Below are 11,973 nucleotides of genomic sequence, written 5' to 3'. Positions count from 1 at the left end.
TCTCGGCGGTCGGCCCCGCCACCTCGGCGTCCCGCTCGGGTGCCTGCCTCACCACGGACTGAGCGGCCTCTTCGGTGCTGGGGGCCGGCGCCTGTACGGGCGGGGCTTCCGTCTGCTCGGCCCCCGCCCCAGCACCAGTCCCTGCTCGCGGCGCCGGCGGGGCGAGCTGTGGGGCGGCGCTCTGCGCGGCCCCTTCGGCGCGAGAGGCCGGCGCCTGTACGGGCGGGGCTTCCGTCTGCTCGGCTCCAGCCCCTGCCGGCGGGGCGAGTTGCGGGTCAGCGAGCTGTGGGGCGGCGCTCTGCGCGGCCACTTCCCGGCCCTCGGGCTCGGTCGTCGGCGCCGGCTCGAGACCCTGCTCCCCCGCTTGGCCGGAAGCGGCGGCCAGGGCGTCCCGGACCTGTTCCGGACGCATACCAAGTGCGTGGAGGCCGCTTTCCGCCCGCTGCTTGGCGAAGTACGCCTCTGCCCCCGCCAACGCGGCCCGCCGCACAGCCCACTGCGGCTGGTCCTCACTGCCCCTGACCGCGTTGGCCTGCTCCTCCGCCCGCGCCAGATCCGCCGAAGCCCCCTGATACGCCTGCCACGCCTCCACTCGCTCACCCGGCGAACCCGTGTGCCCGAGACGTGCCACCACCGCCTCCTGCTCCGCACTGAGCGGCGGAGCCGTACGAGCCTCGGGCTCCGCGGCGGCCGTCGCCCGCGTCTGCGACACGGGCTCCTGCGACGCGGACCCCTTCGCCGGAGCCTGCTCGTGCGGGGCCTGCTCGGTCGCGTGGCCAGGACGGTTGACCACAGGAGTGGCCCGGGACGGCGCGGCCTGCTGAATCCGGGCCGGCTGCTGGGCGAACTCCTGAGCCTCTCCGTGGCCGCTCCCGGTTGCCGGCGTGTGCCGGTCCCCACCCGAGACGGCGGCTCCCGCGTTTTGGTCCCCGGCGCCCCGGGCGGACTCGGGCGCCGCTTCGGGCTCCGGCGCCCTTCCCTGCTGCCCGGGCTCCGGTGTGCCCGGTCGCTCGGGCGGTCGTGGAGGTGTGGCGGGCGGCTCGGACGGCGGAAGGGAGTCCAGTGTGTTCTGGAAGGTGTTCTCGTGGTCCTTCTCGTGCTGGAGCCACGCGTCGATGTTGTGTTCGTGCGGCGCGAAAAGGTTGTCGAAGGTACGGCCGGTCTCCTGGCGGAAGTCGTCTCCGACCTCCTTGACCATGGCTTCGGCGGGTGTCGGATCGTTGCGGTCGCCCGCCTCCCCGCCCATGATCTCGCGCAGGGGGTGAAACGCCGTGGCCGCGTGGTCGAGGGTTTCCCGCAATCCGGTCTCGTGGTCGAACCTCGCCTCCAGCGAGGCGTCGAGCCGCGCGCGGTTGTCCTCGTACGGGCGGGCGGGCCGGTCCCCGTCGCCGTCCCACCTGGGCTGGACGCGGGCCCGGGTGTCGTGGTGGTTCTGGTGGTCGAACCAGTACTCGTCCACCATCTTCTCGTGGGCGTGGGTCAGCTCTGTCGTCAGGCGATCCCGGGACTCCTGGTCGAGGGAGCGCAGGTTCTCGTCCTCGTACTGGTCGAAGGCCTCCTTCAGCCGCTCCTGCAACTCGGTGTTCGCGAACTGCCGGAACTCGGCGTGTCCGATCCGGTCGTCCACCGTGCCCAGCACGCGGCCGACGGTCTGCTCCCAGTCGAATGCCTGGTCGAACTCCGTCCGGCCTGGCGGTACTTCTTCGCCCGGACCAGTTGCCTCCCGCGCCTGCTGGTAGTACGTGTGCAGATCGTCCTGGAACTCCTGACGGAGCCTGGCGAGGTTGTCCTCGTCCAGAGCGTGCCGATTTCCGGGCTCGCCGCCGCTGAAGTCCTCGGGATCGAGGTAGCCGTCCAGCTGGCGCGTGGCGGCCTCGACTTCCCTGACCGAGTCCGAGATCAGTTCGATCCGCCGGGGAAGACCCTCGCGGATGGGCGAGACCCGCATGTCGATCGCACCCTGCCGCGCCGCACGGTCGTCGGGGAACTCCATGTACGCCTTGTCCACGATGGAGCGGACCTGCGCGAAGGTGTCGGCGCGCAGGTGGGACACGGATGTCGGCACATAACCGTCCTCACCGGGACGCGGCTTGCCGTTGTCGGTGTCGTACGTCGCGTCCTTGTACTGGTCGGTCTCGTAGTCGTCCCGGGTGGGCAGGTCCCCCGTCTCACGCAGGTACGGTCCGCCGCCCTGGCGTGCCTGTTCGAGTGTTTGGTCGAACTCCCTTTCCATGTCCGTCAGTTGGCGGTGGCGGTCGGACGCCTGGGCGTAATGCCGGTCGGCGTTCGTCTTGATCTGGTCGTACTCCGCGGCCCACTTCTCCGCGTCGAATCCCCCGGAACCCCGTGTCGGCCACAGCGCCTTGTGGGCGTCGAGGACCGCGCGGCGGATCTCCGTCTCCGCCTGCCGGTGACCGACGCTGCCTTTGGGCAGATACCCGCCGCCGAAGAGGTCTTTCTGTGTGAAGTTCCGGTAGCCGTCCGCGAGGAGAGCGGCGGGGTCCGCGGACTCCTGCTGGAAGTGGAGGAACTGCTGTGTGCGGGCGTCGCGATCGCCGCGGTAGTCGTTCCACTGGTCGATGCGCGCGGCCCGGTCCGCGAGGGGGTCCGGCGCGACGGCCGCGCCCGCCGGCGGCCCGTCCGCGTCGTGCGCGGGACCGTCGTGCGTGGAACCGGCGCGCGCGGGACCCTCGTGCGGGGAGCCGACGTGCGCGGGACCGGCGTGCGCGGGGTTCGTTCCGCTCTCGTGCGGTGGCCCGTCCGGCGCGCTGCCGCGCCCTGAAAGGGGCGTGCCGGGCCCGGGCGGGGCCGTGTGGTCCCGCAGCGAACCCCCGGGTGTGGGCGGGGCGTTGTCACCGGTGTGCGGCTGCGCGCCCTCGCCGGTCCGGGCCGCCGCTCCCCCGGCGGGCGCGATCCCCTCGGGCGCCTTCGCGGACACGGCCTCGTTCGTCACCGGTTCCGCGGCCCGGTCCGTACCCGCCGGTCCCGGCGTCGGCCTGACGAGGCCGGGCCGGTTCGCGGGACCGCCCGGCGTCGTGACCGGCCCCTCGGAGACAGCGTGCTCGCCGCCGGGAACCGTCCTGGGCTCCCCCGGTCCCAGGGCCTCGTGAGGTCCGCTCTGCGCCGGGCGGGGCGTGGCGGCCGGAGCCGTCCCGTTCTCCGCCGTGGTCCGCGGGACGGGCTGCTGTACGACCGGACCGGACGCCGGAGCGCCTCGGCCCTGCTCCTGGGGGACGACGGCGGCCGACTGACTGTTGTGGTCCAACTGGTCCAACCGGTCCAACTGGTCCGGCTGGGCGTTCTCGTGTCGCGCACCGCCCGCGACGCCCGCGGGCTGTTCTTCAGAGGGGCGGAAGGAGCCGTGGGGGCCGGCGCTCGGCGGCGGTTCGTAGGCGGCCGGGGGGAACAGTCCGCGTGACTGCCCGCCGGCCTCGGAGGCCTCCGGGTGCGGCTGCGCGGGCGCCGTCGACTGCTGCCCGGCGCCCTGGGGGTCCTCCAGGCCGGGCAGGCCGCCGTCCGCGGCGGTCCGCGGCTGCGATGCCTCCGGCACCTGCTCGTGCGGGCCGCCGCTCCGCACAGGCGGCGGCGCCTCGGGACCGTTGCTCTCCAGCCAGGGGCCCACCCGGTCCCCCGTGGCCGGGAGCCCGTCGAGCGCCCCGGAGGTCAGCCCCGTCCCCTCGGGGGCGGACCTGCTCGGATCGGACGTGACCGGGGGCGTGGCGGACGGAGTCCGCGCCGCGTCGCCGGACCCCGAGAAGGGCGGCGGCTCCCGGTCGTCGATCCCCGAGACGACGACACTGTCACCGCGCACCGAGTCGTGGGGGGGGGGGGGGGGGCCCCCCCCGCGGGGGGGGGCGGGGGGGGGGGGGGGCGCCCCCCCCCCCCGCCCGCCGGCCCCCCCCGCCCCCGGCGGGGGCCCCGCCCGGGGGGGGCGCCCCCCCCCCCGGGCGGCGGACCGCCACGCCCGTACGCCTGACCGGGCACGCCGGCAATCGCGTCGCCGCGGTCGCCGCCGCCCCCGGGCTGCCCGGGGTACGAGGAAGAGCCCTCTCCCGTACGGCCGTTGACGCCCCCGGCAACGGACGGGCCACTGCCTGCGGAGCCGGTGGCCGGCTCGGCGTCGTCTCCGAAACCGTCCAGCAGACGGGTGCGCTCACTCCCGCCGGAGCCCGTGGCAGCTCCCGCGTACGGCTCGTAAGGTTCGTACGGCTCATACGGTTCGTGTGACGAACCGGACTCGGCGTACTGCCCGTTGGGTACCGCGCCGTCCTGCTCGCCCGCCTCCTGCGGTACGCCGCGAGCCGGCCCGTCGACCGAGAGGCCGACGCCGGGGCCGAAGGGGGCGCTCCCGTCCGAGGCAGAGGGGGTCGTGGTGTCCGGGCCCGACGCCTCGGTGGACAGGCGCGGGACATCCTCGCCGAGTTCGGGCGGTGTCTCGGACAGGTCCGGGATCTTGGTGTACCCGTCGCCCTCCCCACTGCCGCCCTTGCCGCCGCGCAGGGCCGGGATATGACCGATCGCGCCGCCGACCATGCCCGCGACGAAGCCGAGCCCCGGGGAGCCCTCCAGGTCGAACGCGGCGTCCGAGGCCGCCATGCCTGCCGCGCCGCCAAGGCCACCGAGCGCCATCTTGCCCAGCAGCGAGGAGAGGACCGCCTGTCCGGCCTTGCCTCCGAACACCCCGACCCCGGTGAAGAGTCCGCCGGTGATGGCCCCGCTGATCGCACCGGACCCGGCGGCGACGGCCACGTCTCCCCAGTCGAACTGGTGCCGGTGCCCCTCGGCGTACTGGATGCCCTCGGCCGCCGCGGCCATGACGGCGCCCATCCCCGCGCTGAACACGGTGGCCGCCACCAGCCGCCGGATGATCATCATGACGGCCGCCCGACCCTCGGCCATGATCGCGGGAATCGCTTCCGGTGCCCACCAGGCGAAGAAGGCGATCTCAGCCGCCATCCAGGCCAGGGACATCAAGATCATGATCTTGGAGTACTCGATCTTGAGCGCGAACTCATCTATCTGACTGGCGAGTTGGTCGCAGGCAGCGGCCACGTCATCGAGGTTCTGCTGGAACTTTTGCAGGTAGGACTCGAAGTTCTCCGCCGTCGAGCCGGAGACGCCCGCCCGGACGTTGGCGAGGACGTTCGGGAACTGTGCGGAGATGGAGCGCAGTTGTTCCGCGTAGTCCTTGTGCGCCTGGTACAGGGCCCACAGCTTGTCCTCGTCCGCCTTCGGCCAGGTGCCGCCCGCCAGGGCGGCCACCCATTCGAGTTCGGGCGGCAGCATGATGCTCATGCGAGCCACCCGGCCTTCCGGACGCGCCGCGGCACGGCACCACCCGGCACACGAGGTGCGAACGCCGGAACGACGGCCGGGACGGGCGCGGTCAGCGGTAGCCGCTCCCCGCCACACCGGGCGCGGCGATGGAGCTGCCGGGCGCCCGACGCGACGACCGCCGACGCGGCGGGAGGCGACGGCACGGGGGCCACGAGGGCCACAGCGGCCACAGCGGCCACAGCCAGAGCGTCCTTGCCGGCGGCGGACGGCGCAGGGAGGTCGTCGGCCGCCGCCGGTGCCATGGGGACGGTCCGCGGGTCGTGCGGGGCGCCGGAGGACGCGGGCGCGTACGGAGCCGCCGAAGACCGCACTCCGCTCCCGCTCCTCGCCCACACCCCGCGCATGTCCGGCGTACGCCCGGACGGCGTCCGACAGCCACGGTTTCCCGCCGCAGCGGGGTGCGAGGCGGCCCCGCCCCACACCCCGCTGCGGTGGGTGAGGCCTCCGGGCGGCGGCACGGGCGTCGCGCCCGTCGCCTTCTCCGGCACGGCCTGCTCCCGAGCGGTGCGGTACCGGGTCGGGGGACCTTCGGTCCGCCGAGCGCACGAAGACACCATTGGGCGGCCTCCTTCGTGCTGTGGTCCTTCACCGGTCGGGCGTGATCGAGTCAATCCCGGCGGGCGGCGGGCGCCAAGGACACAGGGCAGCCGTTGAACGCGCGCACAGCCGTCTCTGCCCGCATGCACACCGGCCACCGCCGCAGCCCGGTAGCGGCCGGGGGTGGCCAGGGGTGGACAGGCACAAGCCGGAGGTGACCGTGCCGCGTGCGCCGCCTCCCGAATCCGCCGCGCTCCCGCGCGACCGGCCGGCGACCGCGCGGGCTGCGGGTGGTCTCCCCTGCCCCAGGTCGTGTCCGCCGAGGGCTCGGGGCCATGTCCCGCAGCCGCGGGCGCCTGTCCCCGCGGCACGGTTGTGTCGTCCGGGTACCGCCCGAACCGCTCCGGAACACCGCTCGGACCGCTCAGGAGCACCGCCCGAACCACTCCGGGATCACGTCAACCTGCCTACGGGGTCAGAGGAGTGGCCTCCGAGGAATATTGGTCCGCGGTCTTGACGCAACGCGAGCGCCGGTGGCGGAATCTGTTGGGTTACATCGTTGTACAAGCCACCCGCGAGTCGAGGACAGCTCCCGCGCGCACCACCGCGGAAGCCTCCTCCACACCACCGGAGGACCCCTCGTGACCATGCGCAGAGCCGGCAGAGTGGCAGCGGTCTTCGCCGCATGCGTCGCCATGGTCGCCGTCGCCGGGACGGCCGGCGCCGCCGGGGCGATGGCCGCGGACCCGGCGGGCGGGCAGGCGGCCGGGACCGGCCGGTCCCACGGCGCCACGGCCGCCGCCGTCGACCCGTGGACGCTGACCAGTACCGCGTACACGGCCCAGGACATCACCACGACGCCCTTCGTCGGCAACGGCTACCTCGCCCAGCGGCTGCCCGCCATTGGCCAGGGGTACGAGGGTGATCTCGGCCCGGCCGGCTACCAGTTGGACCAGCAGCCCAAGCAGCGGCTGACCACTTCCCTGGTCGCGGGCGTCTACAACAAGGGCCTGACGCCGTCCGTGCCGGGCATGGAGTACATGGCCTCGCTGCCGACGTGGAGCACGATGGCCCTCGGCGTGGACGGCCACACCCTTGACGCCACCGTGCCGCAGGACCGGATCGGCGGATACCGGCAGCAGTTGGACCTCGCACACGGCGCCGTCACCACCTCGATGACGTGGACGCCCGAGGACGGCAGGGCCACCGACGTACGCGTCCAGGTGCTCGCCAACCGCGCGCACGAACACCTCGCGCAGGTCCAGCTCACCGTCACCCCCCGGTGGACCGGCGACCTTTCACTGTCCGCACTGCTCGACGGCTCCGGCGCCCGGGGCATCGACGCGACGTCCCGCGCCGTCACGACCGCCACCGACACCGCGACCGTCCGGCTGAGCACGCCCGGCAACGGCACCCGCGTGGTGGAGACCCAGCGTCTCGTGGCCGGTCCGGGGACCCGGGTGGCGGCCCGCGCCGCGGCGGAGCCCGCCGCCGACACCGCCACAGCCGGCGAGGACTGGACGATCCCCGTCACCGCGGGCACCACGTACACCGTGACCAAGTACGTGGGCATCGCCGACTCGAACGACTCCGCCTCGGACCGGACGGCCCGGAGCGACCCGGGCAGCACCGCGGCCCGCACCGTCGAGGACGCCGCGGACCAGGGCTGGGAAAAGCTCGTCTCGCAACACGATGCCGCGTGGGCCGCGTTGTGGAAGCCCAACGTCGATACGGGGAGCGACGCCGACCTGCAGGCCGACGTCAACATGTCCTACTACACGCTGTACTCCAGCCTGCGCGCCGGCACGTCGTGGAGCATCCCGCCCGCGGGCCTGACCAGTCTGGACTACAACGGCGACATCTTCTGGGACGCGGACACCTGGATGTTCCCCTCGCTGCTCGCCTTCCACCCCGAACTGGCCAAGTCCGTCGTGATGTTCCGTTCCCGCACCCGCGCCCAGGCCGAGGCCGACGCGAAGACCAACGGCTACGCCGGCGGGATCTGGGCCTGGGACAACGGACCCGGCGGAGCGTGTGGCGACCTCGGCCACCCCATGTGCGTCACCTTCGAGGACCACCTGGAAAGCGACATCGCGCTCGCGCAGTGGCAGTACTACCAAGCCACCGGGGACACCACGTGGCTCAAGGACGACGGCTTTCCGGTGCTGAAGGACGTCGCCGAGTTCTGGGCGAGCCGGGTCACGCAGGGCGCGGACGGCCAGTACCACATCGAGGGGGTCACCGGTCCCGACGAGTACCACGAGCACGTCACCGACAACGCCACCACCAACGCCGGCGCCGTCGTGGCCCTGCGGAACGCCGCCGCCGCGGCCACCGTGCTGCACGAGACCCCCGACCCGGCGTGGACGCGGATCGCCGACCGGATCGCCGTGCCCGCCGACGCGGACGGCAGCCACCCCGAGTACGCCGGCTACACGGACCAGACCGCCAAGCAGGCGGACACGGTCATGCTCACGTACCCGCTGGGCTACGTCACCGACCCGTCGTCGGCCGCGGCGGACCTCGACCGCTACATGCCGGTCACCGACGTCAACGGGCCGGCCATGACGTACTCGGTGGAGTCGGTGGTCGCCGCGCAGATCCAGCAGCCCGGCTGCCTGGACGGCACCCTCTTCGAGAACGCCTACCGGCCTTATCTGAAGGGCCCGTTCCGCCAGTTCGCGGAGACCCAGGGCGACGTGCCGCTCCAAGGCAGCGGCTCCGGCCCGGCGTTCACCTTCGCCACCGGAGCCGGCGGGTTCCTCCAGACGTTCGCGTACGGGTTCGGCGGCCTGCGGTGGAACACCGGCAGCCTGGCACTGGCCCCGACCCTGCCGCCGCAGCTCGCCTCGGGCATCACCCTGGCCGGGCTCGCGTACCACGGCAGCAGGCTGACCGTGCACATCGGCGCGCGGACCACCACGGTGACCCTCGACTCCGGCGCGCCCGTCGCGCTCACCACGCCGGAGGGCGCCAGGACACTCACCACCGGCCACCCGGTGACGGTGCAGACGGCCCGCCCCGACCTGGACCCGACCGACGACCTCGCCCGCTGCCAGACGGCCTCCGCCGGCTCCGCACAGCCGGCCCTGTACGCCGCGGGCGCCGTGGACGGCAACGACACCACGTCGTGGACGGCCGCGGGCACCTCCTCGTCCCTCCAGGTCGCGTTGGCCGGCCGCGACGCGGTCGACCACCTCCACGTGCGGTGGGGCGCCACCCGCCCGGACTCCTACACCGTCGAGATCCAGGACGGCCCGGGCTCGGCCTGGCGCCAGGTGGCGCAGGGCGGCGTTCCGGCGCTGGGGGACCTCGTGGCGCGCTGGAGCCGTGCCGAGGCCACCGCGGTGCGGCTGTCGTTCGACGGCGCCGCACCGGCGTCGGTGGCCTCGCTCACGGTGCCCCGTGCGGGGGCCGCCGACCTCACCGGTGTGCTGACGGCCGACGGCACCTCGCCCGGAACGCCCGCCACCGTGCGCCTGGCCCTCGACTCCGTCGGCGGCGCCGACGCCCGTCACGTGGTGAGCAGTCTGCGCGTGCCCGCCGGCTGGCAGGTCAGCGCCGATCCGGCCGCGGTCACCATCGCTCGGGGCGGCCACGCCGACCTGCGGTGGACGGTCACCCCGCCCGCGCACCAGACGACAACGGCCGCGCGCCTCACCGCCACCACCGGATGGGACGGCACGACCGCCCGCGACACGGCGACGGCCACCGCCGTCCTCCCGGTCGTGACGGCGGCGCCGCTCGGCTCGACGATCGAGGCGGAGTCCGGCGCGCTCAGCGGCGGCGCCCAGGTTGCGGGAGACCACGGCGGCTACACCGGCAGTGGCTTCGTGGCCAACTTGTACGCCGGTGCCGCCGACACGGTCGCGGTGCACGTCCCGGCCGCGGGCCCGCGCACCCTCACCATCCGCTACGCCAACTCCCTGGGCGGCCAACGCCCGCCCCTGCAGAACGTCACGCGCACGATCACCCTCGCCGCCGGGGGCGCGCAGCAGCAGGTACAGCTCCCGGTGACCGGGGACTGGGACACCTGGTCGACCGTCACCGTCCCCGTCGACCTGCCCGCCGGCGATGCCCCGATCAGCCTCACCGTGGGGCCGGCCGACTCCGGCAGCGTCAACGTCGACAGCCTGACCGTCACCTGACCGCCCGCCGCCCGCCGCCCGCCGTTCACCGTCAGCCGTCCGTAGGACACAACGCACACCACCGCGTCCGCACGCACCTCATCAGAGGCCCACACACCACCGGGGCGCGGTCAGAGGAAGTCGTCCCCCGCGGCGTCCGCGTCGAGGGCGGGCCCGTCGGACTCCGGCCGGGCGGGAGCCGACGGGGCCGCCGGGGCGTCAGGGCCGCCTGCGTCCGAGGCGGCGGGAACGCCCTCGGCCTCGGCCGGTGCCACCGGTGCGGGCAGCAGCTCGTCGAGGGCGCCGAGCCACCCGTCCTCGTGGCCCGTGCCGCCCGCGGCCCCGGCCTCCTCGCGCAGGGCGGCGGGTTCCACCGTCATGCTCACGGCGCCCGACGGATTGAGGTAGAGGAGGTGGCCCTGCGGGATCTGGTCGAGCAACTCGGGCACCTTGAGCGTCCGGAAGGCCAGCCGGCCGGCGGCGTGCAGATGTTCCGGCGCGGTGAAGAGGGGGATGACGGGGGTCTCGTCGTCGGGCGCCACCGCGGCCAGCGGTGCGCCTCCGGGTGCGACGAGGACCGCCACCTCCGCGCCGGCCAAGGCGCGGTTGACGTCCTCGGCCGGGCCGTAGCCGGTCGCCGCCAACTGCACCGCGGCGTCCACCGGGTCGGCCGGATCGGGCCAGTCGAGCGCCCTGGGCGAGGGACGGTACTCCTCGTTGTCCTGCCATTCGACGATCTCGCCGTCGAGGTCCGAGCGCCACTGGCCGATCATCGCCCACTGCGGCGGGCCGCCCTCCCCCGTCCAGGCGGGGTCGATCATGCCGAACCAGTGGTCGGGCGCCTGCCGTGCCGCCTCGCGGATGTAGTCCGGCACGGGCGGCATGTCCGGTCCCGCGCCCGCGCCTTCCGCTTCCTCCACACCGGCGTCGGCGATGGCCGCGGGCACTTCGTCCTCGGGCACGTCGCTCATCCCTCACGCACCGTCGGCCGGTTCGACCGACACCTGCTGGCCCGTCGCCAGGGCCTGCGCCTCGATGGACTTCAACGCGGATACGAGATCGGTCAGTTGGCCCGTGGCGTCGGTGAGCGCGCTGCTGCCGTCGGTTCCGGCCTGCACCGCGTCGGAGTGCGGCTGCTGGTACTGGCCCACGAAGTTCTTCCCGGTCTTGTCGTCACCCCACGGCTCGCCGTAGGAGTCGCTCTGGTCCTGGAACGAGTCGGTCGCGTGTTTCAGCGACCACGCCAACTCGCCCAGGGTGTCGGCGGCCTGCTGGAGCTTGTCGGTGTCGACGTGGACCTGGCTGTCCGACGAAGACGACGAAGACGACGAAGACGAAGAGGACGCAGAAGACGCGGAGGACTGTCCGTCGCTCCCGGCGCTGCCGCTGCCGCTCCCGGCGCTGCTACTCACGTCCACCGTCCTTTGCCTCCGTGCCGCCCAGCCCGTGTTCGATGTACGCCCGGACGGCGTCCGGCAGGTGTACGTCCTCGGGCAGCAGCGAGCGCGCGTCGATGTCACCGCGTGCCAGTGCGTCGGGCGTCAGGCCGCCGGGCAGGGGCCCGATCGCCGACTCCATCACCTGCTCAAGCGCCTTGGCGCGAGCCTGCTCCAGAGTGCTGACGATCACTTTCGACAGCTCCTTGGGCGCCATGGTGCGAAAGGCGTTGGTGGGGAACTCCAGAGCGGTCACCTGGCCCTGGGCTCCCACGGTGACCTTCACCGAACGCCGCGGCGCGGTCGCCGTGGCCTCGATCTCGTTGATGCGGCGGCGGACATCCACCGCCTGCTCCCGTGCCGTGCGGTAGTCGGCGAGCAGATCCTCGATCTGCTGGTCATACGAAGACGTCATCGGTGTCCTCCTCCGTGCTGTGGCCCCCACCGGCCGGACACGACCGAGTCAACCCCGGCAGCCGACGGGCACCAAGAGAATGCGTGGTCGTTGACCGCACGCACAGCCGTGTCTGCCCTCG

5 protein-coding genes are annotated in these 11,973 nt (G+C 73.7%); 1 reads left to right on the top strand and 4 read right to left on the bottom strand.

The features are described from left to right. Window positions 1–3,663: 3,663 nt before the first annotated feature. Window positions 3,664–5,295, bottom strand: coding sequence for a WXG100 family type VII secretion target (locus LCE31_RS01000; RefSeq protein WP_225011962.1), 1,632 nt, complete (start codon window positions 5,293–5,295; stop codon window positions 3,664–3,666). A 1,226-nt stretch (window positions 5,296–6,521) separates the two neighbouring features. Here LCE31_RS01000 and LCE31_RS00995 point away from each other — a divergent pair. After that, window positions 6,522–10,022 carry a carbohydrate-binding protein gene (locus LCE31_RS00995; protein ID WP_225012011.1) on the top strand — a complete coding sequence of 1,167 codons (3,501 nt, stop codon included), beginning with the start codon at window positions 6,522–6,524 and terminating at the stop codon, window positions 10,020–10,022. A 110-nt stretch (window positions 10,023–10,132) separates the two neighbouring features. Here the strand turns inward: LCE31_RS00995 and LCE31_RS00990 are convergent, their stop codons facing one another. The 3 genes from LCE31_RS00990 to LCE31_RS00980 are packed head-to-tail and all read right to left on the bottom strand — an operon-like array spanning window position 10,133 to window position 11,852. After that, window positions 10,133–10,972 carry a type VII secretion system-associated protein gene (locus LCE31_RS00990; protein WP_308042160.1) on the bottom strand — a complete coding sequence of 280 codons (840 nt, stop codon included), beginning with the start codon at window positions 10,970–10,972 and terminating at the stop codon, window positions 10,133–10,135. A gap of 3 nt (window positions 10,973–10,975) precedes the next feature. Next, the gene (locus tag LCE31_RS00985; protein ID WP_225011960.1) at window positions 10,976–11,413 is read right to left on the bottom strand and encodes a hypothetical protein; all 438 of its coding nucleotides are present in this window, start codon (window positions 11,411–11,413) and stop codon (window positions 10,976–10,978) included. Then, the gene (locus LCE31_RS00980; RefSeq protein ID WP_225011958.1) at window positions 11,406–11,852 is read right to left on the bottom strand and encodes a YbaB/EbfC family nucleoid-associated protein; all 447 of its coding nucleotides are present in this window, start codon (window positions 11,850–11,852) and stop codon (window positions 11,406–11,408) included. Before LCE31_RS00980 ends, LCE31_RS00985 begins: the two co-directional genes overlap by 8 nt. Window positions 11,853–11,973: the final 121 nt, after the last annotated feature.

This window comes from Streptomyces sp. 8L, assembly GCF_020176795.1.
In the GTDB taxonomy this organism is placed as follows: Bacteria; Actinomycetota; Actinomycetes; order Streptomycetales; family Streptomycetaceae; genus Streptomyces.
Note: the sequence above shows the minus strand (reverse complement) of the source record. Positions and strands in the feature narration are given on the sequence as shown.